This window comes from Hyphomicrobium sp. 2TAF46 (genome assembly GCF_052114865.1).
Lineage (GTDB): Bacteria > Pseudomonadota > Alphaproteobacteria > Rhizobiales > Hyphomicrobiaceae > Hyphomicrobium_B.
In genome coordinates this window covers 35106-55846 of sequence record NZ_JBFRFO010000004.1, presented here as the reverse complement: position 1 = coordinate 55846, position 20741 = coordinate 35106, and the positions used below count along the sequence as shown (strand labels likewise).

Below are 20741 nucleotides of genomic sequence, written 5' to 3'. Positions count from 1 at the left end.
TGGGCGAATGCCGACGATACAACAGTTGATCCGGAAGCCCCGGGTAAAGCCAGTCTACCGCGAGAAATCGCGCCACATGGAAGCCTGCCCGCAGAAGCGTGGCGTCTGCACGCGCGTCTATACGACGACGCCGAAGAAGCCGAACTCCGCTTTGCGTAAGGTCGCCAAGATCCGGCTGACCAACGGCTACGAGGTTATCGGCTACATTCCGGGCGAGGGCCACAACCTTCAGGAGCACTCCGTGGTTCTGATCCGTGGCGGCCGCGTCAAGGACTTGCCGGGCGTACGTTATCACATCATTCGTGGCGTCCTCGATACGCAGGGCGTCTCTGCCCGCCGTCAGCGTCGCTCGAAGTACGGTGCAAAGCGGCCGAAGTAAAAAGCGGTCTCGTCTGGGCCGGTTCGTCTGGCCCGTAAGATTTAAAAAGAATTCGAAGCGAAGGGTCAGTCAGGATGTCTCGTCGTCACGCGGCGCAAAAGCGGGAAGTGATCCCCGATCCGAAGTTCAACGACATCGTCGTCACCAAGTTCATGAACGCGGTGATGGAGCACGGTAAGAAGTCGGTTGCCGAGCGTATGGTCTACGGTGCTTTCGATAAGATGGAGCAGCGTGGCAAGGCAAATCCGATCGACCTTTTCCGTCAGGCGCTCGATAATGTCATGCCGTCGGTGGAAGTTCGCTCTCGCCGTGTCGGTGGCGCGACCTACCAGGTGCCGGTCGAAGTTCGTAACGAGCGCCGTCAGGCACTCGCCATTCGCTGGTTGATCGCCGCTGCTCGTGCGCGCAATGAATCGACGCTGATTGACAAGCTCTCGGGCGAATTGCTCGACGCCGCAAACAACCGCGGTACGGCCGTCAAGAAGCGTGAAGACACGCATAAGATGGCGGAAGCCAACCGCGCCTTCTCGCACTACCGCTGGTAGGACTGGCGCACCAGGGTAATTACAAGGATTTCGAGGCAGATATGGCCCGGCAATACGCAATTGAGGACTACCGCAATTTCGGCATCATGGCCCACATTGATGCCGGGAAAACCACGACCACGGAGCGCGTCCTCTATTTCACCGGCAAGTCCTACAAGATCGGCGAAGTCCATGACGGCGCCGCGACGATGGACTTTATGGATCAGGAAGCTGAGCGCGGCATCACGATCACGTCCGCCGCGACGACCTGCTTCTGGCCCGGCCGCGACGGCAGAAAGCGCCGTCTGAACATCATCGACACCCCAGGCCACGTCGACTTCACGATTGAAGTCGAGCGTTCGCTGCGCGTGCTCGACGGCGCCGTGTGCGTTCTCGACTCCAACCAGGGCGTCGAGCCGCAGACGGAAACCGTCTGGCGTCAGGGCGACAAGTACAACGTTCCGCGCATCATCTTCTCCAACAAAATGGATAAGATCGGCGCAGACTTCTACATGTGCCTCGCTGACATCAAGGATAAGCTTGGTGCCCGCGCCGTGCCGCTGCAGATTCCGATTGGCGCTGAATCCGACTTCCGTGGCGTCGTCGACCTCATCCGTATGGTCGCGATCACCTGGGATGGCGACGGCAAAGAAGCCAAGATGACCGAGGGGCCGATCCCGGCCGATCTCGCGGACAAGGCTGCCGAATATCGCGCCTCGATGATCGAAGCCGCCGTCGAAATGGACGATGCTGCGCTCGAAGCCTTCCTCGAGGGTAAGGAGCCGGACGAGGACACTCTGCGGAAGCTTATCCGCAAGGCGACTGTCACGCGCGCATTCTATCCGATGATGTGCGGCTCGGCGTTCAAGAACAAGGGCGTGCAGCCGTTGCTCGACGCCGTTGTCGACTTCCTGCCGTCGCCGCTCGATCGCGAAGCCTATACCGGCATCGATCCGAAGACGGACGCCGAGATCCTGCGCAAGCCGTCGGACAGCGAGCCGCTGTCGATGATCGCCTTCAAGATCATGAGCTTCGAGCACGTCGGCTCGATCACGTTCTGCCGCATCTACTCGGGCAAGCTCGAGCAGGGCATGGCGCTTGCAAACACGACACGCGACAAGAAAGAGCGTGCGGGCCGCATGTATCTCATGCACGCCGCCGATCGCGAAGAAATCAAGGAAGCCTTTGCGGGTGACATCGTCGCTCTGCAGGGTCTGAAGGACACCCGCACGGGCGAAACGCTCTGCGATCCGTCGAAGCCGGTCATTCTCGAAAAGATGGAGTTCCCGAACCCCGTCATCGAAATGAAGGTCGAGCCGAAGACGAAGGCCGATCAGGAAAAGATGGCGATCGCGCTGCATACGCTCGCGCTCGAAGATCCGTCGTTCCGCGTTTCGGTCGATCCGGAATCGGGCGAGACGATCCTGAAGGGCATGGGCGAGCTTCATCTCGACATCAAGGTCGACATCCTGAAGCGCACCTACGGCGTCGAAGCCAACACGGGCGCGCCGCAGGTTGCTTATCGTGAGACGCTCGCGCGTCCCGCCGATATCGACTACACGCACAAGAAGCAGACGGGCGGTACGGGTCAGTTCGCGCGCGTCAAGCTGAAGCTCGAGCCGAACGAGACGGGCAAGGGCAACGAGTTCACGACGACGATCGTCGGCGGCTCGATCCCGAAGGAATACATCCCGGGCGTCGAAAAGGGCGTCAACTCGGTTTGGGACAGCGGCATGCTCATCGGCTTCCCGATGGTCGACATGAAGGTCAACCTTTATGATGGCGCCTTCCACGAAGTCGACTCGTCGGCAATCGCCTTCGAAATCGCGACCCGTGCGGCCATGAAGGAAGGCTGCGAGAAGGCCGGCGTTAAGCTGCTCGAGCCGATCATGGACGTCGAAGTCGTCTCGCCGCAGGAATTCGTCGGTGGCGTCATCGGCGACATCAACTCCCGGCGCGGTCAGATCCGCAACCAGGAAATGCGTGGCAACGCCGTCGTCATTCGTGCCTACGTGCCGCTCGCAAACATGTTCGGCTACATCAACACACTGCGCTCGATGTCGACTGGTCGCGCTCAGTACACGATGCAGTTCGCGCACTATGCGGACGTTCCGCGCAACGTGGCGGATGAGGTCAAGGCCAAGTACGCCTGATAAGAGCTTGGGCCCGCCGGCGAGAGTAAACGCCATCGAGCTCGAAGAAACGAAGCCTGAATGCCCGGATCGGAAGATCACGGGACCTGATAGTAGGACTAAGGAGAGCCAACGATGGCGAAGGCAAAATTTGAGCGGAACAAGCCGCATTGCAACGTCGGTACGATCGGACACGTCGACCACGGCAAGACAACGCTGACCGCAGCCTTGACGAAGGTTTCAGCCGACCGCGGCTGGACGGCGACCTCGATCGCCTATGACGAAGTTGCAAAGGCTTCCGAAAGCCAGGGCCGCCGCGACCCGACGAAGATTTTGACGATTGCTACGTCGCACGTCGAATACGCGACGCCGAACCGTCACTATGCGCACGTCGACTGCCCAGGCCACGCCGACTACGTCAAGAACATGATCACCGGTGCCGCCCAGATGGACGGCGCGATCCTCGTTGTGTCCGCTGTCGACGGCCCGATGCCCCAGACGCGTGAGCACATCCTTCTCGCTCGCCAGGTCGGCGTGCCGAAGATCGTCGTCTTCTTGAATAAGTGCGATATCGTCGAAGACGAAGAGCTCCTTGACCTCGTCGAGATGGAAGTTCGCGAACTTCTCTCGAAGTACAACTTCCCGGGCGACGACACCCCGGTTATCCGCGGCGCAGCCGTCAAGGCCCTCAACGGTGAGAAGGGCCCGCTCGCCGACGAAGCCATCATCAAGCTCTACGAAGCGATGGACTCGTTCATTCCGATCCCTGAGCGTCCGAAGGATCAGCCGTTCCTGATGCCGATCGAAGACGTGTTCTCGATCTCGGGCCGCGGCACCGTCGTCACCGGCCGTATCGAGCGCGGAGTCATCAAGGTCGGCGAAGAAGTCGAGATCGTCGGTCTCCGCGACACGCAGAAGTCGGTCGTCACGGGCGTCGAAATGTTCCGCAAGCTGCTCGACTCGGGCGAGGCTGGCGACAACGTTGGCTGCCTCCTTCGCGGCATCGACAAGGAATCGGTCGAGCGCGGCCAGGTTCTCTGCAAGCCGGGCTCCGTTAAGCCGCACAAGAAGTTCACCGCCGAGGCCTACATCCTGAACAAGGAAGAAGGCGGCCGTCACACGCCGTTCTTCACGAACTATCGTCCGCAGTTCTACTTCCGCACGACCGACGTCACGGGCACCGTCAAGCTCGCCGAAGGTACGGAAATGGTTATGCCGGGCGACAACGTTTCGGTCACCGTCGAACTCGTCCAGCCGATCGCCATGGAAGAGAAGGTTCGCTTCGCCATTCGCGAAGGCGGCCGTACGGTTGGCGCCGGCGTGGTAACGAAGATCATCGAGTAGCAGGCATTTCAGGGGAAGCGTCCCTCAGGATCGCTTCCCCCAATCTTTTTCTGCGAGAAGTGAAAGCAAAAAGCCATGCACGGCCAAAACATCCGCATCCGGCTCAAAGCCTTCGATCATCGAATACTCGATGCGTCGACCCGCGAGATCGTGAATACGGCGAAGCGCACTGGTGCTGAGGTCCGCGGTCCCATTCCGCTGCCGACGCGCATCGAGCGCTTCACGGTGAACCGTTCGCCGCACATCGACAAGAAGAGCCGCGAGCAGTTCGAAATGCGGACCCACAAGCGTTTGCTCGACATTGTCGATCCCACGCCGCAGACGGTCGATGCCCTTATGAAGCTCGATCTCGCAGCCGGTGTCGACGTCGAAATCAAACTCTAAACCAGAACTTACGGGCCCTCTGGCGGTAACGCGAATGGCCCCAACGATAGGAAGGAATGCAGATGCGTTCCGGAGTAATAGCACAGAAGATCGGTATGACCCGGATCTTCACCGACGCGGGCGAACATGTTCCCGTAACGGTGCTGCGTCTCGAGAACCTCCAGGTTCTCGCGCACCGCACCGAGGAGAAGAACGGCTATACCGCCATCCAGGTCGGCGGCGGCACGAGGAAGCCCTCGCGTCTGACGAAGTCCGAGCGCGGCACTTTCGCAAAGGCCGAAGTCGAGCCGAAGCGTAAGTTGGCAGAGTTTCGTGTCAGTCCTGAGAACCTTATCGATGTTGGCGCGGAAATTACCGCCGACCACTTCGTCCCGGGCCAGTTCGTCGACGTGACGGGCACCACCCAGGGTAAGGGCTTCCAGGGCGCCATGAAGCGCTGGAACTTCGGCGGTCTGCGCGCAACCCACGGCGTTTCGGTCACGCACCGCGCCCACGGTTCGACGGGTCAGCGCCAGGATCCCGGCAAGGTGTTCAAAGGCAAGAAGATGGCCGGTCACCTCGGTGACGAGCGCGTCACGACGCAGAACCTCGTCGTTGCCAAGATCGACAAGGAGCGTGGTCTCGTGATGGTGCGGGGCGCGGTTCCGGGTTCCAAGGGTGGCTGGGTCGTTGTTCGCGACGCCGTCAAGAAGGCTGCGCACGCTGATGCTCCGAAGCCCGGCGCATTCAAGGCGCGCGGCGAAGCTAAGAAGGAAGGCGCGTGATGAAAGCCGAAGTCACCAGCCTCGAGTCCGGCAAAGCCGGCGATATTGAGCTTGCCGACGATATCTTCGGGCTTGAGGTCCGCAGCGATCTCATTCACCGCATGGTGCGCTATCAGACCCTGAAGCGCATGGCCGGTACGCATCACGCTCAGGACCGCTCGGAAGTCGCGGTCACGGGCAAGAAGATGTACAAGCAGAAGGGCACCGGCGGTGCTCGTCACGGCGACAAGTCGGCTCCGCAGTTCCGCGGCGGCGGCAAGGCGTTCGGTCCGAAGCCGCGTTCGCATGCGATCGATATGCCGAAGAAGGTTCGCGCCCTGGCTCTCCGTCACGCGCTGTCCTCGAAGGCCAAGGCCGGCGAGATCGTTGTCATCGACAAGGCAACGTCGTCGGAAGGCAAGACGGCTGCGCTGAAGGCTCAGTTCGCGAAGCTCTCGCTCGTCAACGCGCTCATCATCGATGGTGCCGAGCTTGAGCCGACGTTCGCACGCGCCGCTCGCAACATTCCGAACATCGACGTGCTCCCGGTTCAGGGCATCAACGTCTACGACATCCTTCGTCGTAAGAAGCTGGTTCTGACACGTGCCGCCGTCGCAGCGCTGGAGGCGCGCTTCAAATGACGAGCAAACGTTCCGCATACGACGTCATCGTCGCGCCGGTCATCACCGAGAAGGCGACGCTCGCCTCCGAGGCGAACCAGGTGATCTTCAAGGTCAAGCGCGACGCGACGAAGCCTGAGATCAAGTCGGCTGTCGAAGGCTTGTTCAAGGTCAAGGTCAAGGCCGTCAATACGATCGTCCGCAAGGGCAAGCAGAGAACGTTCAAGGGCGTCAAAGCGCTGTTGAGCGATACGAAGAGGGCCGTCATCACGCTCGAGGAAGGCCATTCCATCGACGTGACGACCGGGCTCTGAGGATAACGCATCATGGCGCTTAAGACATACAACCCGACTTCGCCCGGACGCCGCCACCTGATCCAGGTCGACCGTTCGATGCTCTGGAAGGGCGCTCCGCTCAAGACGCTCGTCGAGGGCAAGACGAAGAGCGGCGGCCGCAACAGCGACGGCCGCATCACGTCACGCCACATCGGCGGCGGCGCGAAGCAGTCCTATCGCCGGATCGACTTCCGCCGCCGGAAGTTCGATGCGCCGGCGAGCGTGGAGCGCCTTGAGTACGATCCGAACCGGACCGCGTTCATCGCTCTGATCAAGTATGAGGACGGCACCCAGGCCTACATCCTGGCGCCGCAGCGTCTGGCCGTTGGCGACAGCGTCGTCTCGGGACAGAAGGTCGACGTGAAGCCTGGCAACGCCATGCCGCTGTCGGCGATGCCGATCGGCACGATCGTGCACAACGTCGAGATGAAGCCCGGCAAGGGCGGTCAGGTCGCACGTTCGGCAGGCTCGTTCGTTCAGCTCGTCGGTCGCGACTCCGGTTACGCCGTGTTGCGCTTGAACTCGGGCGAGACGCGCAAGGTCAGCGCCGAATGCATGGCGACTGTCGGTGCGGTTTCGAACCCCGACCACATGAACACCGTCACCGGCAAGGCTGGCCGCACGCGCTGGCAGGGTCGCCGTCCGACGGTTCGCTCGATTGCGATGAACCCGGTCGACCATCCGAACGGCGGTCGTACGAAGGGCGGTAAGCACTGGGCGACGCCGTGGGGCAAGCCGACCAAGGGCTTCAAGACTCGCAAGAACAAGACGACCACGAAATACATCGTACGCTCGCGCCAAAAGGCGAAGAAGTAGCGGCGAACTGAAGGAGATCGACTTTGACACGTTCAGTCTGGAAAGGTCCGTTCGTTGACGGCTACCTCCTTAAGAAGGCGGACAAGTCACGCGCATCGGGGCGCAATGAAGTAATCAAGATCTGGAGCCGTCGCTCCACGATCCTGCCCCAGTTCGTCGGACTGACCTTCGGCGTGCACAATGGCCAGAAGCATATCCCCGTCAACGTGACGGAAGACATGATCGGCCACAAGTTCGGTGAATTCGCTCCGACCCGTATCTTCCACGGGCACGGCGGCGACAAGAAAGCGGTGAAGAAATAATGGGCAAGCCAAGCCACGAGCGGCGCCTCCCTGACACCGAGGCCCAAGCAGTCGTCAAATCGCTGCGCATTTCACCGCAGAAGCTCAACCTCGTCGCGGGCTTGATCCGTGGCAAGAAGGTCGACCAGGCTTTGGCTGTGCTTGAGTTCAGCGAGAAGCGCATCGCCGGCGACGTCCGTAAGTGCGTGATGAGCGCTGTCGCCAACGCCGAGAACAACCACTCGCTCGACGTCAACGATCTGATCGTTGCGGAAGCGTTTGTCGGCAAAAACCTGGTCATGAAGCGCTTCCACGCTCGCGGCCGCGGCCGTGGCGCTTCGATCCTGAAGCCTTTCTCGCAGTTGACCGTCATCGTCCGTCAGGTCGAAGAGGAAAAGACCGAGAAGAAAGCCGCAAAGAAGCCCGCGACGAAGTCCGCCGCGGCGGCCAAGGAGGCCAAGTAATATGGGTCAAAAAGTCAATCCCGTCGGCCTCCGCCTCGGTATCAACCGGACCTGGGACAGCCGCTGGTTCGCTGCTCGCGGCGAATACGGCAAGCTGCTCCACGAGGACCGTGCGATCCGCGCTCACATCATGAAGGAGCAGCGCGAAGCCGGCATCTCGAAGGTCGTCATCGAGCGCCCGCACAAGAAGTGCCGCGTCACCGTCATGACGGCTCGCCCCGGCATCCTGATCGGCAAAAAGGGTGAGAAGATCGAGCGCCTCCGCGCGGACCTCGCAAAGCTGACGAGCTCGGAAGTTCATCTGAACATCCTCGAGATCCGCAAGCCCGAGATCGACGCGACGCTGATCGCCGAGGGCATCGCTCAGCAGCTCGAACGCCGCGTTGCGTTCCGCCGTGCCATGAAGCGTGCCGTTCAGTCGGCGCTCCGCCTCGGCGCGGTCGGCATTCGTATCAACGTCGCAGGCCGTTTGGGTGGCGCGGAAATCGCCCGTACCGAGTGGTATCGCGAAGGTCGCGTGCCGCTGCACACGCTGCGCGCCGACATCGACTTCGGTTACGGCGTTGCACGTACGGCCTACGGCATCATCGGCATCAAGGTTTGGGTCTTCAAGGGCGAGATCATCGAGCACGATCCGATGGCCTCTGACCGCAAGCTCACGGAAATGCAGGAAAGCGGTGCACCGCGCCCGCGTCGCGACGATGACCGTGGCGAGCGCCGTGATCGTCGTCCGGGACGTGGCGGACGTGGTGGTGGACGTGGCCAGGGCGGTGGTGGCGGCGGCGGTAACGCGCCTGCGGCCTCGGATGCCGGCTCGTCGACGCCAGAAGCGTAAGGATTCCAGAGGCAACTCATCATGCTGCAACCGAAACGGACGAAGTTCCGCAAACAGTTTAAGGGCCGCATCCACGGCGCCGCCAAGTCGGGCACCACGCTCGCTTACGGCGAAGTGGGCCTGAAGGCCATGGAGCCGGAGCGCCTGTCGGCGCGCCAGATCGAAGCCGCTCGTCGTGCCATCGCTCGTCATACGAAGCGTGCCGGCCGCATGTGGCTGCGCATCTTCCCGGACGTGCCGGTGTCGAAAAAGCCGGCCGAAGTCCGCATGGGCTCCGGTAAGGGTTCGCCCGAGCTTTGGGTGGCACGCGTTAAGCCGGGCCGCATCATTTTCGAGCTCGGTGGTCTCAATCAGCAGGTGGCGAAGGAAGCGCTCATTCTTGGAGCCGCCAAACTTCCCATCAAGTGCCGCGTCGTTACGCGGATCGAATAGGCGAGGTGAGGATAGTCATGGCCGACGATTTAAAGGGCATGTCGCTCGATCAGCTCGACGACCAGCTGGCGAAGCTCAAGAAAGAGCAGTTCAACCTGCGCTTTCAGCGGGCCTCGGGCCAACTTGAAAACACGGCGCGCATCCGGATCGTCCGTCGAGACATCGCGCGCATTAAGACCGCAGCCGTTGCCCGGCGCGGTGGCAGCGTCAAAAAAGGCGCGTAAGGGAGAACGAGATTATGCCGAAGCGCGTGCTGCAGGGTGTCGTGGTATCCGACAAGAACGACAAGACGATCGTCGTTCAGGTTGAGCGTCGCTACACCCATCCGCTGCTGAAGAAGACCGTGCGCCGTACGAAGAAGTACCACGCGCACGACGAACAGAATTCGTTCAAGGTTGGCGACCAGGTCTCGATTGAAGAGACCCGGCCGATTTCCAAGAACAAACGTTGGATTGCCATAGCGTCTTGAGGTTATAAGCCTCGATTCGCTGAAGCGATCGAACGCCGGGAGCCGCCTTTCGAGCCGTCGGAGAGTTGGGAGTTATCCCAAGACCCCGCGAGCCAGATTGGCAAATGTAGAGATGGGCATCGAGAGCACGACTCTTGAGGCCGTGAAAGAAGGAACGCCGCGATGATCCAGATGGAGAGCAATCTCGACGTCGCCGACAACTCGGGCGCGCGCCGCGTTCAGTGCATCAAGGTGCTGGGCGGCTCGAAGCGCAAGTACGCGACGGTGGGTGACACCATCGTTGTCTCCGTCAAGGAGGCGATCCCGAAGGGACGCGTCAAGAAGGGTCAGGTGATGAAGGCCGTCATCGTCCGCGTCGCGAAGGGTATCCGCCGCGCCGATGGCTCGCTGATCCGCTTCGATCGCAACGCCGCTGTGCTGATCAACGCCAACGGCGAACCGGTCGGCACGCGTATTTTCGGACCCGTGACGCGTGAACTTCGCGCCAAGAACCATATGAAGATCGTATCGCTTGCGCCGGAGGTTCTCTGATGTCGGCATTTAAAATCAAGAAGGGCGACAAGGTCGTCGTTCTCGCCGGCCGCGACAAGGGCAAGCGGGGCGAAGTGATCGAAATCCGCCCGAAGGAACACCGCGCTCTCGTCCGCGGCGTCAACATGGTGCGCCGTCATCAGCGCCAGTCGGCGTCGCAGGAAGGCGGCATCATTTCTAAGGAAGGTCCGATCGACCTCTCGAACCTCGCGATCGAGGATCCGAAGGACGGCAAGCCGTCCCGCGTCGGCTTCAAGGTCCTTGAAGACGGCAAGAAGGTCCGCATCGCAAAGCGCTCGGGCGAGCAGATCCCGGAGAAGAACTAGGCCATGGCAAAAGACACAGCAAAAGGCGCCAAGCCTCAGGGCGGCTCACCGCAGGGTGCTGGCGAAGGCAAGAAGGCGCGCGCCGACAAGAAGGCCGCAGCATCGGCAGCTCCGCGCGAGCCCGCAGCTCCGCGTCCGGCCGATTACAAGCCGCGCCTCAAGTCGCATTACGAGAAGGTCGTCCGCGGCGCTCTCAAAGAGAAGTTCGGCTACGCGAACGTGATGCAGATCCCGCGTATCGAGAAGATCGTGATCAACATGGGCGTCGGCGAAGCCGTCAACGACCGTAAGAAAGTCGACGTCGCTGCAGGCGATCTCGCTTTGATCGCCGGTCAGAAGCCGGTCATCACGCGGGCCCGCAAGGCCATCGCGACCTACAAGGTTCGCGAAGGCATGGCGATCGGCGCCAAGGTGACGCTTCGCGGCGACCGCATGTACGAATTTCTCGACCGGTTCGTGACGATCGCACTGCCGCGCGTGAAGGACTTCCGCGGCTTGAACCCGAAGAGCTTCGATGGCCGTGGCAACTATGCGACCGGCCTCAAGGAGCACCTCGTGTTCCCCGAGATCGACTACGACAAGGTCGACAACGTATTGGGCCTCGATGTGATCGTTTGCACCTCGGCCAGAACCGATGACGAAGCCCGTGAATTGCTCAAGGGCTTCAACTTCCCGTTCCGTAGCTAGAGGACCTCGGCAGACGCCGAAAGGCCTTTGGAGGAGATGAAATGGCTAAGACCAGTTCGATTGAGAAAAATAACCGTCGCCGCAAGATGACGGCCGAGCAGGCTCCGAAGCGCAAGCGCCTGAAGCTGCTTGCCAAGGATAGGACGAAGACGCCGGAAGAGCGTTTCGCCGCTCGCCTGAAGCTTGCCGAAATGCCGCGTAACGGCTCGAAGGTTCGCATCCGCAATCGTTGCGAGATCACCGGTCGTCCGCGCGGCAACTACCGCAAGCTCAAGATGTGCCGCAACCAGCTCCGCGAGCTGGCGAGCCAGGGGCGCATCCCGGGCATGGTCAAGGCGAGCTGGTAAGAGGAAGCATCAATGTCCGTGAATGATCCGTTGGGCGATATGCTGACCCGCATCCGGAACGCTCAGTTGCGTCGCCGGCCGAAGGTCGCCACCCCTGCTTCTAGCCTCCGCGCCCGCGTCCTCGACGTGCTCGCCGAGGAAGGCTATATCCGCGGCTACAGCCGCGTCGAATTGAAGGGCGAACTGCCTCAGTTCGAGATCGAGCTCAAGTATTACAATGGCCAGCCGGCCATCCGTGAGATCGAGCGCATCTCGAAGCCCGGCCGTCGCGTCTATTCGGCGGTAAAGGGAATTCCGGTCGTCGCCAACGGCCTCGGCGTCGCTATCCTGTCCACGCCGAAGGGCGTCATGTCGGACTCGAAGGCGCGCGAAGCCAACGTCGGCGGCGAAGTCATCTGCAACGTATTCTAAGGCTGGGGCTTCGGCCTCGGCGAAACAAGGTTTGAAGAAGCCATGTCGCGCATCGGTAAGAAACCCGTTCCGGTCCCGTCGAACGTGACGGCGACGATCGCCGGTCAGACCGTCAAGATGAAGGGTCCGAAGGGCGAGCTCGCCTTCACGGTTCCCGACGCCTTGAAGGTCCAGCGGACGGACGAAGGCATCGACGTCAGCCTTCTCGAAGACACGAAGCTTGCTCGCTCCGAGTGGGGCATGTCGCGGACTCAGATCGCGAACCTCATCAAGGGCGTGACCGAAGGCTACAGCCAGGATCTCGAGATCCACGGCGTCGGCTTCAAAGCGTCGATGAAGGGCAAGGATACGCTGACGCTTTCCGTCGGCTACAGCCACGACGTCGTGCTGAAGATCCCGGCGGGCGTGGATGTCAAGGTCGGCGGCGCAAAGAGCGAACTGGTGTCGGTCTCCGGCATCGACAAGCAGGCGGTCGGCCACGTGGCATCCGTCATCCGTGCCTCCCGCAAGCCGGAGCCCTACCAGGGCAAGGGCGTGCGCTATAAGGGCGAATACATCCTCCGCAAGGAAGGCAAGAAGAAGTAGGACCGGCACCGATGGCCAACAGCAATCAGAAATTTACGAACCGCAAGGCGCGTGTTCGTCGAAGCCTCAAGGCCGCCGCGAATGGCCGCCCCCGGCTTTCCATTCACCGCTCGTCGGAGAATATCTACGCGCAGGTGATCGACGACGTGAAGGGCGTAACCCTCGCATCGGCTTCGACGCTCGAAAAGGACGTCAAGGGCTCGCTGAAGACGGGCGCCGACAAGGCAGCAGCTGCTGCCATCGGCAAGCTCGTCGCCGAACGCGCCGTCAAGGCTGGCGTCACCGAGGTCGTCTTCGACCGCGGCGGCTTTCTGTTTCATGGGCGCGTCAAGGCGCTCGCCGATGCCGCCCGTGAGGGCGGACTGAAGTTTTAAGAGATACCCGAGAGGAACCGAAACGTGGCACGTGGACCCCAGAGAGACCGTGGCAGAGATCGCGAGGAGCGCGACAGCGAGTTTTCCGATAAGCTCGTTCACATCAATCGCGTCGCCAAGGTCGTCAAGGGCGGTAAGCGCTTCGGCTTTGCTGCGCTCGTCGTCGTCGGCGACTTGAAAGGCCGCGTCGGCTTCGGCCACGGCAAGGCCCGTGAGGTTCCGGAGGCGATCCGCAAGGCGACCGAAGGCGCAAAGCGCAACCTTCTTCGCGTGCCGCTTCGCGACGCACGTACGCTTCACCACGATAGCGTCGGCCGTCACGGCGCCGGCAAGGTGATCCTGCGCTCGGCTCCGGCCGGTACCGGTATCATCGCAGGCGGTGCAATGCGCGCCGTTTTCGAGATGGTCGGCGTGCACGACATCGTCGCGAAGTCGATGGGCTCGACGAACCCCTATAACGTCGTTCGCGCGACGTTCGATGCGCTCAAGGCGCAGGAAAATCCGCGCGGCGTCGCTGCTCGCCGCAACAAGAAGGTTTCCGACATCGTGTCGCGTCGTCGCGACGGCTCGGCCGCTGCCGAGGCGGGTGCGGACGTCTGAAGCAAATAACGGAAGCGCTGCAGCAAATCTGCCGCTTCACAAAGGGACCTGAGGTTACGATATGGCGACGAAGAAGACGATCACGCTGAAGCAGGTGCGGAGTGCCAACCGGCGCCCCGAGCGGCAGGCCGACACGCTGATCGGCCTCGGGCTGAACAAGATCGGTCGCACCTCGACGGTTGAAGACACGCCGGCTGTTCGCGGCATGCTGAAAAAAGTTCAGCACCTCGTTCAGGTCGAAGAAGGGAAATAACGGTTATGCGGCTCAACGGTATTAAGGACAACCCCGGCGCCAAGAAGACGCGCGTCCGCATCGGTCGCGGTATCGGCTCGGGCCTGGGCAAAATGGGTGGCCGCGGCGGCAAGGGTCAGACGGCTCGTACCGGCGTCGCGATCGGCGGCTTCGAAGGCGGTCAGATGCCCTTGCATCGCCGTCTGCCGAAGCGCGGTTTCAACAAGTGGCGCCCTGAGCATTTCAACGAGATCAACATCGGCTCGCTGCAGCAGGCGATCGAGGACAAGCGTCTCGACGGCTCGAAGCCCGTCGACCTGGCGTCCCTGATCGAAGCTGGTATCGTGCGCCGCGCGAAGGACGGTCTTCGTCTCCTCGCCGACGGCGAGATCAAGACCAAGATCTCGATCACGGTCAATCATGCCTCCGCGAAGGCAAAGGCAGCGATCGAGAAGGCTGGCGGCACCGTCACCGTGATCGAGCGCAAGATCCTCGCTGCGGACGAAGAGAAGCGCAAGAAGTCGGCCGACAAGAAGGCCGCCCGTGGCAAGAAGCCTGGCGCTGCGAAGTCGGAGGAATAACGCGGACGCGCGATTTGGCCTGGGGAACCAGCTTGATTGAGCGTTCGAGCCCGGGAGGCGCCGGAAACGGCGTTATCCGGGCCTAAGTTGCGACGGTGCCATTTGGCATGGTCACAACGGTTAGGAGAAGAGACCAATGGTTTCCGCTGCCGAGCAGCTTGCTTCGAATCTGAACTTCAGCGCCTTCGCCAAGGCGGAGGATTTGAAGCGGCGCCTGTGGTTCACGCTTGGCGCACTGATCGTTTTCCGGCTCGGCACGTTCATCCCGCTGCCAGGCATTAATCCGGCTGCATTCGCCGAAACGTTCAAATCGCAGGCCGGTGGCATCCTGGGCATGTTCAACATGTTCTCGGGCGGCGCACTCGAGCGTCTCGCGATCTTCTCGCTGAACATCATGCCGTACATCTCGGCGTCGATCATCATGCAGTTGATGAGCTCGATTTCGCCGAAGCTCGAAGCTTTGAAGAAAGAAGGCGAGGCCGGCCGCAAGCAGATCAACCAGTATACGCGGTATCTGACGGTCATTCTCGCAGCGCTGCAGGCCTATGGCATCGCCGTCGGGCTCGAAGGCTCGCGCAACGCGGCCGGCGCCGTGGTTCTGGATCCGGGCATGTTCTTCCGCATGACGACGGTGATCACCCTCGTCGGCGGCACGGTCTTCCTGATGTGGCTCGGCGAGCAGATCACGCAGCGCGGCGTCGGTAACGGCACTTCGCTGATCATCTTCGCGGGTATCGTCGCGGGCCTTCCTCATGCGCTCGTGCAGCTTTTCGAGCTGTCGCGTACCGGCTCGATTTCGCCCGGTATTCTCGTATTCTTCCTGGTGCTGGCTCTGGCCGTTGTCGCCGCGATCGTGTTCTTCGAACGCGCGCAAAGGCGTTTGTTGGTCCAGTATCCAAAGCGGCAAGTCGGGAACAAGATGTTCCAGGGCGAAGCCTCGCATCTGCCGCTGAAACTCAACTCTTCGGGCGTCATTCCGCCAATCTTCGCGTCCTCGCTCCTGCTGTTGCCGATCACGGTTGCGCAGTTTACGGCGGGCCAGGGTCCGGAATGGCTCAACGAAGCGGTCGCGGCGCTTGGCTCGGGCCAGCCGCTGCACATGCTTGTTTACGCGCTGCTGATCCTGTTCTTCGCGTTCTTCTACACCGCAGTCGTGATCAACCCGAAGGAAACGGCGGATAACCTCCGCAAGTACGGCGGCTTCCTTCCCGGTATCCGCCCTGGCGAGAAGACGGCCGAATATATCGACTATGTCTTGACCCGTATCACTGTCGTCGGCGCCCTTTATCTGGCCGCGGTCTGCGTCCTTCCCGAGATCCTGACGTCGTATGCCGGCATTCCGCTCTATTTCGGCGGCACCTCGCTGCTCATCGCCGTCAGCGTCACGATGGACACCGTCGCCCAGGTCCAGAGCCACCTGATCGCTCAGCAGTATGAAGGGCTGATCAAGAAGGCCAAACTCCGCGGGGCCCGGCGATGATCCTGATACTGCTTGGGCCGCCAGGAGCGGGCAAGGGTACCCAGTCTCAGCTGATCTCCGAGCGCCTCGGGCTGCCGCAACTTTCGACCGGCGACATGCTGCGCGCAGCCGTCAAGGCCGGCACGCCGGTTGGTCTCAAGGCGAAGAAAATCATGGAGGTGGGCGGCCTCGTCAGCGACGAGATCGTCATCGGCATCATCGCCGACCGCATTTCCGAGCCCGACTGCGCCAAGGGGTTCATCCTCGACGGGTTTCCTCGCACGCTGGCCCAGGCCGATGCCCTGGACGAGCTGCTGAAGTCCAAGGGCCGCCATCTCGATGTCGTCGTCGAGTTGAAGGTCGACGATACGAAGCTGATCGAACGGATCGAATGCCGCGCCCGCGAAACCCTCGCGGCTGGCGGCACGGTCCGCGCCGATGACAACGCCGAAGCCCTGAAAACGCGCCTGATCGCCTACTACCGCGAAACGGCGCCGCTCATTGGCTACTATTACGCCCACCGGCTGCTCAAGTCGGTGGACGGCATGAAACCCATTCCGGAGGTCAGCCGCCTGGTCGGTGAGCTTCTGGACCAATTCCAGCATGCGTGACACAAAGAAGCACGGATTGACGGAAGGGATGACCCGCGGTAGAACACACAACTTTCTTTTAGGGCTCAACTTGATCCGGACCAGGGCACGAAACCCCGGTACTGCGGTCGTTGTGCCTATTTGCACTTGAGAATCAACAAGATCGCATCGTTATTCGGCTCGAGATTTAAAGTTTAAAGGCAGGAGACTGAAGTGGCCCGCATCGCAGGCGTCAACATTCCAACGGGCAAGCGCGTCGAAATCGCGCTTCGCTATATCCATGGCATCGGGCCCAAATTCTCGAAAGAGATTTGCGCGAAGTGCAACATCCCGGCCGAACGTCGCGTCAACCAGCTGACGGACGCCGAGGTTCTTCAGATCCGTGAGACGATCGACCGCGATTACACGGTTGAAGGCGACCTGCGCCGCGAAGTTCAGACCAACATCAAGCGTCTGATGGACCTCGGTTGCTACCGCGGTCTGCGTCACCGCAAGGGCCTGCCCGTCCGCGGTCAGCGCACCCACACGAACGCCCGCACCCGCAAGGGCAAGGCCGTTCCGATTGCAGGCAAGAAGAAGGCGACGAAGTAGTTCGTCACCACATAGGGTTCATGCACGCCGGCTGGCGCGCGCAACGATTTACGCCTCTGCTTGAACGAGGCATGGAGCATCGACGGTAATGGCCAAGGAAGCAGCGGCAGCACGCGGCAAAGTTAAGAAGCGAGAGAAGAAGAACATCACGTCGGGCGTCGCGCACGTCAACGCGTCGTTCAACAACACGATGATCACCATCACGGACGCCCAGGGCAACACGATCGCTTGGTCGTCTTCGGGCACCAAGGGCTTCAAGGGCTCGCGCAAGTCGACACCTTACGCCGCTCAGATGGCCGCCGAAGATGCCGGCAAGAAGGCCCAGGAGCACGGCATGAAGGTGCTCGAGGTCGAAGTTTGCGGTCCGGGCTCTGGCCGTGAATCGGCGCTACGCGCTCTGCAGGCTGTCGGCTTCCAGATCACCTCGATCCGCGACGTGACGCCGATCCCGCACAACGGCTGCCGGCCGCGCAAGCGCCGCCGCGTCTAAACGAGATTTTGCACGCGCCGGGACCGCCCGGCGCGGCTCCATTTGTAAGTTACCGCCAAGAGATTCCGCGGCCCGCTCCCCCGTCCGCGCAAAACTAGACGAGGTTTCTCGTGAACGTTCTCCAGAAGAACTGGCAAGACCTGATCAAGCCTTCGAAGCTTGAGATTCAGTCCGGCCGCGACCGCTCGCGCATCGCGACCGTTGTGGCAGAACCCCTCGAACGCGGCTTCGGCATGACGCTCGGCAACGCGCTGCGCCGTGTGCTGCTGTCGTCGCTCCAGGGCGCCGCCATCAAGACCGTCCAGATCGACGGCGTGCTGCATGAGTTCTCGTCCGTCCCCGGCGTCCGCGAGGATGTGACGAACATCATTCTCAACATCAAGGAAATTGCGCTCCGCATCCATTCGGAAGGCGTGAAGCGCATGGTGTTGAAGAAAGAAGGCGCAGGCCCCGTTACGGCAGGCGACATCGAAGCTTCCTCCGAAGTCGAAGTGCTGAACCCCGATCACGTGATCTGCCACCTCGACCAGGGCGCGGCGATCCGCATGGAGTTCACGTCCGACATCGGCAAGGGCTACGTCGCATCCGACCGCAACCGTCCTGAGGACGCGCCGATCGGCCTGATCCCGGTCGACAGCCTCTATTCGCCGGTCAAGAAGGTCTCATACAAGGTCGAGAATACGCGCGAAGGCCAGATCCTCGATTACGACAAGCTGACGATGGTCGTCGAAACGGACGGCTCGATCCGTCCCGAGGACGCGGTCGCTCTCGCTGCCCGTATTCTCCAGGATCAGCTCGCCGTCTTCATCAACTTCGAAGAGCCGAAGAAGGCCCAGGAAGAGCAGCGTCATCCGGAGCTCGCGTTCAACGCCGCGCTCCTCAAGAAGGTCGACGAGCTCGAGCTTTCGGTCCGCTCTGCGAACTGCCTCAAGAACGATAACATCGTCTACATTGGCGACCTCATTCAGAAGACCGAAGCCGAAATGCTTCGCACGCCGAACTTCGGCCGGAAGTCGCTGAACGAGATCAAGGAAGTTCTGGCGACGATGGGTCTTCACCTCGGCATGGAAGTGCCGAACTGGCCGCCGGACAACATCGATGAGCTGGCGAAGCGCTTCGAAGACCAGTATTGACGAATTCCTTCTCCCTCTGGGAGAAGGTGCCCCGAAGGGGCGGATGAGGGGATTGTCTCCAAGCCCCTCACCCTAGCCCTCTCCCCAAGGGAGAGGGAACTGCAAGGCGAAGGTGAGGCCATAGAACCTCCCGCGCCGAACCGGATGGCGAAGGCCAACGGTCAATTCAAGCCTTGCGGCATGTGCTGCGGGCCAACAATGTAAGGATGAAGACACTATGCGACACAAGAAGCTTGGCCGCCGCTTCGGCCGTCACGTCGGCCACCGTCAGGCAATGTTCTCGAACATGGCCGCAGCCCTCATCAAGCACGAGCAGATCATCACCACGCTGCCGAAGGCGAAAGACCTGAAGCGCGTCGTCGACAAGTACATCACGCTCGCAAAGCGCGGCGACTTGAATTCCCGCCGCCTGGCGATTGCCCGCCTCCGCGACGAAGACATGGTCAAGAAGCTCTTTGACGTGCTTGGACCGCGCTACAAGACCCGCAACGGCGGCTATACGCGCGTGCTGAAAGCTGGCTTCCGCTACGGCGACAATTCTCCGCGCGCCGTGATCGAACTCGTCGATCGCGATGAGAGCGTGAAGGGCGCCGAGGACAAGGCCCGTCACGAAGCGTTGCTCGCTGAGCAGGCTGCTTCGAACTGAGGCTCATAAGCCGCGAGCGTCCGTCTCGCTGGCATCGTCCAATTAAAAAACCCCGGCGCTGGAAAGCGCCGGGGTTTTGCTTTGAGGGCCATGTCGCGATCGGATAGCAGGCGCGGGATGTGTTCTGCAGTCGATGCGCGTGAATTAGGCCCTCTTCAGCCGGGGGGAGACTAATTCCTTGGCTGTTACAGCAGTGTGACGTTAGTAGGGCAATCGCCAATGCCTTGAAATTGCTGAGACGCCAGCTGTTTGTTGCCGATCGGACATTGCCATGGGCAAGCGTTCCGATGACTATCCGATCGATCGGAGCGCACGGGGCGCACCGGCGGCCGATAGGTGGCTCACCCCATGGCATCACATCCACCGGTCGTCGTCACGGGCGCGTCCGGGCTCATCGCCAAGCATACGATCGCCGAATTCCTGCGTCGCGGCTTCGCCGTACGGGGAACGCTTCGAAGCATGGAGAAGGCGGAGGAAGTCAGCCGCGCCGTGGCCGCGCTCGGCTGCGATGCCGGCAAAGTTTCGTTTATCGTCGCTGACCTCTCGAGCGACGGCGGATGGAACGAAGCCGTCGCCGGCAGTCAGATCGTCGTCCATACCGCGTCGCCATTCCCCATCGCTCAGCCGGATGATCCGGAAGAGGTGATAGCGCCGGCGCGCGATGGAACCTTGCGCGTCCTCCGGTCCTCAACGGTCGCAGCCGTTGCACGCGTCGTCCTGACCTCGTCGACGGTCGCGATCTTCTATCCGAGCGGCGTCGCAAAGGGGCACGTTTATTCCGAAGACGATTTCTCGGACGAAACGCGCAGCGATCTGACGCCCTACATCAAGTCGAAGACGATCGCCGAAAAGATCGCCTGGGACTTTATCGAGTCGACGCCCGGCGCCCCGGAGCTCGCCGTCATCAACCCGAGCTTCGTGCAAGGCCCCGCTCTCGATGGCGATCTTTCGACGTCGCACGAACTTTATCGCATCATGGCGCGCGGCACCTACCCGGCCGTCCCGAAAATCAGCTTTCCGGTCGCGGACGTTCGCGATGTCGCCGCCGCGCACGTCGAAGCCGCACTGACACCGCAGGCAGCCGGAAATCGATATCTGATCGGAGAAGGCCACCTGAGCCTCTATGAACTCGGGCAGATCCTGGCGCGCGAGTTGCCCGATCTTCGCTCCAAGGTTCCGAAGTTCGAGCTGCCCGATGCCGCTGTGAGAGCCATGGCGCTCGTCGATAAGAAGATGCGGACGGTTCTCCCGGAACTCGGCGAGAAGAAAGATTACACGAATTTAAGGGTGAAGACGGATCTCGGCCTCGAGTTCCGGTCCGCTGATGCGGCTGCGACGGCCGCGATCCGGTCATTACGAGAGCTTGGATTGATCTAGCCACCTTCCCGAACATATTTCTT

Annotated in this window: 32 protein-coding genes; all 32 read left to right on the top strand. The window is 61.5% G+C overall.

The features are described from left to right. Positions 1 to 7 precede the first annotated feature (7 nt). The 32 genes from rpsL to AB4Z24_RS09685 all read left to right on the top strand — a co-directional run bounded on the left by rpsL (position 8) and on the right by AB4Z24_RS09685 (position 20718). Entirely contained in the window at positions 8 to 379 is a 372-nt protein-coding gene (gene rpsL / locus AB4Z24_RS09840; protein WP_013948196.1) for a 30S ribosomal protein S12, read from the top strand. Between the two features lie 74 nt (positions 380 to 453). Further along, the gene (gene rpsG / locus AB4Z24_RS09835) at positions 454 to 924 is read left to right on the top strand and encodes a 30S ribosomal protein S7 (protein WP_339084490.1); all 471 of its coding nucleotides are present in this window, start codon (positions 454 to 456) and stop codon (positions 922 to 924) included. A gap of 41 nt (positions 925 to 965) precedes the next feature. Next, positions 966 to 3056 carry an elongation factor G gene (fusA, locus tag AB4Z24_RS09830; protein WP_441707894.1) on the top strand — a complete coding sequence of 697 codons (2091 nt, stop codon included), beginning with the start codon at positions 966 to 968 and terminating at the stop codon, positions 3054 to 3056. A 114-nt stretch (positions 3057 to 3170) separates the two neighbouring features. After that, positions 3171 to 4379, top strand: a complete 1209-nt coding sequence (gene tuf / locus AB4Z24_RS09825) for an elongation factor Tu (protein ID WP_290989289.1) — start codon at positions 3171 to 3173, stop codon at positions 4377 to 4379. Between the two features lie 75 nt (positions 4380 to 4454). Continuing rightward, the gene (gene rpsJ / locus AB4Z24_RS09820; protein ID WP_013215045.1) at positions 4455 to 4763 is read left to right on the top strand and encodes a 30S ribosomal protein S10; all 309 of its coding nucleotides are present in this window, start codon (positions 4455 to 4457) and stop codon (positions 4761 to 4763) included. A 62-nt stretch (positions 4764 to 4825) separates the two neighbouring features. Continuing rightward, entirely contained in the window at positions 4826 to 5527 is a 702-nt protein-coding gene (rplC, locus tag AB4Z24_RS09815) for a 50S ribosomal protein L3 (protein ID WP_441707891.1), read from the top strand. Further along, entirely contained in the window at positions 5527 to 6147 is a 621-nt protein-coding gene (rplD, locus tag AB4Z24_RS09810) for a 50S ribosomal protein L4 (protein WP_290989285.1), read from the top strand. Before rplC ends, rplD begins: the two co-directional genes overlap by 1 nt. Continuing rightward, positions 6144 to 6440: a 50S ribosomal protein L23 gene (locus AB4Z24_RS09805; RefSeq protein ID WP_290989283.1), complete on the top strand. Its 297-nt coding sequence runs from the start codon at positions 6144 to 6146 to the stop codon at positions 6438 to 6440. The genes rplD and AB4Z24_RS09805 overlap by 4 nt, the downstream gene beginning before the upstream one ends. A 12-nt stretch (positions 6441 to 6452) precedes the next feature. After that, positions 6453 to 7277, top strand: coding sequence for a 50S ribosomal protein L2 (gene rplB, locus AB4Z24_RS09800; protein WP_290989282.1), 825 nt, complete (start codon positions 6453 to 6455; stop codon positions 7275 to 7277). A gap of 23 nt (positions 7278 to 7300) precedes the next feature. Continuing rightward, entirely contained in the window at positions 7301 to 7579 is a 279-nt protein-coding gene (gene rpsS, locus AB4Z24_RS09795; protein ID WP_441707889.1) for a 30S ribosomal protein S19, read from the top strand. Next, a complete protein-coding gene (gene rplV, locus AB4Z24_RS09790) occupies positions 7579 to 8022 on the top strand; it encodes a 50S ribosomal protein L22 (protein WP_441707887.1) in 444 nt (147 codons plus the stop codon). The genes rpsS and rplV overlap by 1 nt, the downstream gene beginning before the upstream one ends. Before the next feature lies 1 nt (position 8023). After that, on the top strand, positions 8024 to 8857 hold the full coding sequence (gene rpsC, locus AB4Z24_RS09785) for a 30S ribosomal protein S3 (protein ID WP_441707885.1): 834 nt from the start codon (positions 8024 to 8026) through the stop codon (positions 8855 to 8857). Positions 8858 to 8878: 21 nt separating this feature from the next. Continuing rightward, positions 8879 to 9289, top strand: a complete 411-nt coding sequence (gene rplP, locus AB4Z24_RS09780; RefSeq protein ID WP_290989277.1) for a 50S ribosomal protein L16 — start codon at positions 8879 to 8881, stop codon at positions 9287 to 9289. Positions 9290 to 9306: 17 nt separating this feature from the next. Then, on the top strand, positions 9307 to 9513 hold the full coding sequence (rpmC, locus tag AB4Z24_RS09775) for a 50S ribosomal protein L29 (protein ID WP_441707883.1): 207 nt from the start codon (positions 9307 to 9309) through the stop codon (positions 9511 to 9513). 14 nt (positions 9514 to 9527) lie between these two features. Beyond that, a complete protein-coding gene (gene rpsQ / locus AB4Z24_RS09770) occupies positions 9528 to 9758 on the top strand; it encodes a 30S ribosomal protein S17 (RefSeq protein ID WP_092866881.1) in 231 nt (76 codons plus the stop codon). Between the two features lie 162 nt (positions 9759 to 9920). Next, a complete protein-coding gene (gene rplN / locus AB4Z24_RS09765) occupies positions 9921 to 10289 on the top strand; it encodes a 50S ribosomal protein L14 (RefSeq protein WP_013215056.1) in 369 nt (122 codons plus the stop codon). Beyond that, positions 10289 to 10615, top strand: a complete 327-nt coding sequence (gene rplX / locus AB4Z24_RS09760) for a 50S ribosomal protein L24 (protein ID WP_045835886.1) — start codon at positions 10289 to 10291, stop codon at positions 10613 to 10615. Before rplN ends, rplX begins: the two co-directional genes overlap by 1 nt. A 3-nt stretch (positions 10616 to 10618) precedes the next feature. Continuing rightward, the gene (rplE, locus tag AB4Z24_RS09755; RefSeq protein WP_441707881.1) at positions 10619 to 11302 is read left to right on the top strand and encodes a 50S ribosomal protein L5; all 684 of its coding nucleotides are present in this window, start codon (positions 10619 to 10621) and stop codon (positions 11300 to 11302) included. A 41-nt stretch (positions 11303 to 11343) separates the two neighbouring features. Continuing rightward, on the top strand, positions 11344 to 11649 hold the full coding sequence (gene rpsN / locus AB4Z24_RS09750) for a 30S ribosomal protein S14 (protein WP_441707880.1): 306 nt from the start codon (positions 11344 to 11346) through the stop codon (positions 11647 to 11649). Positions 11650 to 11661: 12 nt separating this feature from the next. Further along, a complete protein-coding gene (rpsH, locus tag AB4Z24_RS09745) occupies positions 11662 to 12060 on the top strand; it encodes a 30S ribosomal protein S8 (RefSeq protein ID WP_290989271.1) in 399 nt (132 codons plus the stop codon). A 42-nt stretch (positions 12061 to 12102) separates the two neighbouring features. Beyond that, positions 12103 to 12645 carry a 50S ribosomal protein L6 gene (rplF, locus tag AB4Z24_RS09740; protein WP_441707879.1) on the top strand — a complete coding sequence of 181 codons (543 nt, stop codon included), beginning with the start codon at positions 12103 to 12105 and terminating at the stop codon, positions 12643 to 12645. An 11-nt stretch (positions 12646 to 12656) separates the two neighbouring features. Next, the gene (rplR, locus tag AB4Z24_RS09735; protein WP_290989268.1) at positions 12657 to 13019 is read left to right on the top strand and encodes a 50S ribosomal protein L18; all 363 of its coding nucleotides are present in this window, start codon (positions 12657 to 12659) and stop codon (positions 13017 to 13019) included. 24 nt (positions 13020 to 13043) lie between these two features. After that, positions 13044 to 13619 (top strand): 30S ribosomal protein S5, encoded by a 576-nt coding sequence (rpsE, locus tag AB4Z24_RS09730; RefSeq protein ID WP_045835892.1) that lies wholly within the window; start codon positions 13044 to 13046, stop codon positions 13617 to 13619. A 61-nt stretch (positions 13620 to 13680) separates the two neighbouring features. After that, the gene (rpmD, locus tag AB4Z24_RS09725) at positions 13681 to 13872 is read left to right on the top strand and encodes a 50S ribosomal protein L30 (protein WP_045835893.1); all 192 of its coding nucleotides are present in this window, start codon (positions 13681 to 13683) and stop codon (positions 13870 to 13872) included. Positions 13873 to 13877: 5 nt separating this feature from the next. Next, positions 13878 to 14432 (top strand): 50S ribosomal protein L15, encoded by a 555-nt coding sequence (gene rplO, locus AB4Z24_RS09720; RefSeq protein WP_441707876.1) that lies wholly within the window; start codon positions 13878 to 13880, stop codon positions 14430 to 14432. Between the two features lie 136 nt (positions 14433 to 14568). Beyond that, positions 14569 to 15912 carry a preprotein translocase subunit SecY gene (secY, locus tag AB4Z24_RS09715; protein WP_441707875.1) on the top strand — a complete coding sequence of 448 codons (1344 nt, stop codon included), beginning with the start codon at positions 14569 to 14571 and terminating at the stop codon, positions 15910 to 15912. Further along, on the top strand, positions 15909 to 16502 hold the full coding sequence (locus tag AB4Z24_RS09710; protein WP_441707873.1) for an adenylate kinase: 594 nt from the start codon (positions 15909 to 15911) through the stop codon (positions 16500 to 16502). Before secY ends, AB4Z24_RS09710 begins: the two co-directional genes overlap by 4 nt. A gap of 192 nt (positions 16503 to 16694) precedes the next feature. Further along, positions 16695 to 17072 carry a 30S ribosomal protein S13 gene (rpsM, locus tag AB4Z24_RS09705; RefSeq protein ID WP_290989261.1) on the top strand — a complete coding sequence of 126 codons (378 nt, stop codon included), beginning with the start codon at positions 16695 to 16697 and terminating at the stop codon, positions 17070 to 17072. Between the two features lie 88 nt (positions 17073 to 17160). Further along, complete coding sequence (rpsK, locus tag AB4Z24_RS09700) at positions 17161 to 17562, top strand: 30S ribosomal protein S11 (RefSeq protein WP_045835898.1); 402 nt, start codon at positions 17161 to 17163, stop codon at positions 17560 to 17562. Positions 17563 to 17672: 110 nt separating this feature from the next. Further along, positions 17673 to 18695, top strand: coding sequence for a DNA-directed RNA polymerase subunit alpha (locus AB4Z24_RS09695; protein ID WP_290989258.1), 1023 nt, complete (start codon positions 17673 to 17675; stop codon positions 18693 to 18695). Positions 18696 to 18912: 217 nt separating this feature from the next. Then, positions 18913 to 19341 carry a 50S ribosomal protein L17 gene (rplQ, locus tag AB4Z24_RS09690; protein WP_441707871.1) on the top strand — a complete coding sequence of 143 codons (429 nt, stop codon included), beginning with the start codon at positions 18913 to 18915 and terminating at the stop codon, positions 19339 to 19341. 348 nt (positions 19342 to 19689) lie between these two features. Continuing rightward, complete coding sequence (locus AB4Z24_RS09685) at positions 19690 to 20718, top strand: NAD-dependent epimerase/dehydratase family protein (RefSeq protein ID WP_441707869.1); 1029 nt, start codon at positions 19690 to 19692, stop codon at positions 20716 to 20718. Positions 20719 to 20741 lie beyond the last annotated feature (23 nt).

Bases quoted from the DNA above. Each gene is read 5' to 3' on its own strand.
- rplE (WP_441707881.1), top strand. From the start codon at position 10,619: ATGGCAAAAGACACAGCAAAAGGCGCCAAGCCTCAGGGCGGCTCACCG.
- AB4Z24_RS09685 (WP_441707869.1), top strand. From the start codon at position 19,690: ATGGCATCACATCCACCGGTCGTCGTCACGGGCGCGTCCGGGCTCATC.
- secY (WP_441707875.1), top strand. From the start codon at position 14,569: ATGGTTTCCGCTGCCGAGCAGCTTGCTTCGAATCTGAACTTCAGCGCC.
- rpsL (WP_013948196.1), top strand. From the start codon at position 8: ATGCCGACGATACAACAGTTGATCCGGAAGCCCCGGGTAAAGCCAGTC.
- AB4Z24_RS09805 (WP_290989283.1), top strand. From the start codon at position 6,144: ATGACGAGCAAACGTTCCGCATACGACGTCATCGTCGCGCCGGTCATC.
- rpsK (WP_045835898.1), top strand. From the start codon at position 17,161: ATGGCCAAGGAAGCAGCGGCAGCACGCGGCAAAGTTAAGAAGCGAGAG.
- rplQ (WP_441707871.1), top strand. From the start codon at position 18,913: ATGCGACACAAGAAGCTTGGCCGCCGCTTCGGCCGTCACGTCGGCCAC.
- rplF (WP_441707879.1), top strand. From the start codon at position 12,103: ATGTCGCGCATCGGTAAGAAACCCGTTCCGGTCCCGTCGAACGTGACG.
- rplV (WP_441707887.1), top strand. From the start codon at position 7,579: ATGGGCAAGCCAAGCCACGAGCGGCGCCTCCCTGACACCGAGGCCCAA.
- rplB (WP_290989282.1), top strand. From the start codon at position 6,453: ATGGCGCTTAAGACATACAACCCGACTTCGCCCGGACGCCGCCACCTG.
- rpsQ (WP_092866881.1), top strand. From the start codon at position 9,528: ATGCCGAAGCGCGTGCTGCAGGGTGTCGTGGTATCCGACAAGAACGAC.
- rplR (WP_290989268.1), top strand. From the start codon at position 12,657: ATGGCCAACAGCAATCAGAAATTTACGAACCGCAAGGCGCGTGTTCGT.
- rpsJ (WP_013215045.1), top strand. From the start codon at position 4,455: ATGCACGGCCAAAACATCCGCATCCGGCTCAAAGCCTTCGATCATCGA.
- AB4Z24_RS09710 (WP_441707873.1), top strand. From the start codon at position 15,909: ATGATCCTGATACTGCTTGGGCCGCCAGGAGCGGGCAAGGGTACCCAG.
- rplP (WP_290989277.1), top strand. From the start codon at position 8,879: ATGCTGCAACCGAAACGGACGAAGTTCCGCAAACAGTTTAAGGGCCGC.
- rplO (WP_441707876.1), top strand. From the start codon at position 13,878: ATGCGGCTCAACGGTATTAAGGACAACCCCGGCGCCAAGAAGACGCGC.
- rpmD (WP_045835893.1), top strand. From the start codon at position 13,681: ATGGCGACGAAGAAGACGATCACGCTGAAGCAGGTGCGGAGTGCCAAC.
- rpsG (WP_339084490.1), top strand. From the start codon at position 454: ATGTCTCGTCGTCACGCGGCGCAAAAGCGGGAAGTGATCCCCGATCCG.
- rplC (WP_441707891.1), top strand. From the start codon at position 4,826: ATGCGTTCCGGAGTAATAGCACAGAAGATCGGTATGACCCGGATCTTC.
- rplD (WP_290989285.1), top strand. From the start codon at position 5,527: ATGAAAGCCGAAGTCACCAGCCTCGAGTCCGGCAAAGCCGGCGATATT.
- rpsC (WP_441707885.1), top strand. From the start codon at position 8,024: ATGGGTCAAAAAGTCAATCCCGTCGGCCTCCGCCTCGGTATCAACCGG.
- fusA (WP_441707894.1), top strand. From the start codon at position 966: ATGGCCCGGCAATACGCAATTGAGGACTACCGCAATTTCGGCATCATG.
- tuf (WP_290989289.1), top strand. From the start codon at position 3,171: ATGGCGAAGGCAAAATTTGAGCGGAACAAGCCGCATTGCAACGTCGGT.
- rpmC (WP_441707883.1), top strand. From the start codon at position 9,307: ATGGCCGACGATTTAAAGGGCATGTCGCTCGATCAGCTCGACGACCAG.
- rplN (WP_013215056.1), top strand. From the start codon at position 9,921: ATGATCCAGATGGAGAGCAATCTCGACGTCGCCGACAACTCGGGCGCG.
- rpsN (WP_441707880.1), top strand. From the start codon at position 11,344: ATGGCTAAGACCAGTTCGATTGAGAAAAATAACCGTCGCCGCAAGATG.
- rplX (WP_045835886.1), top strand. From the start codon at position 10,289: ATGTCGGCATTTAAAATCAAGAAGGGCGACAAGGTCGTCGTTCTCGCC.
- rpsH (WP_290989271.1), top strand. From the start codon at position 11,662: ATGTCCGTGAATGATCCGTTGGGCGATATGCTGACCCGCATCCGGAAC.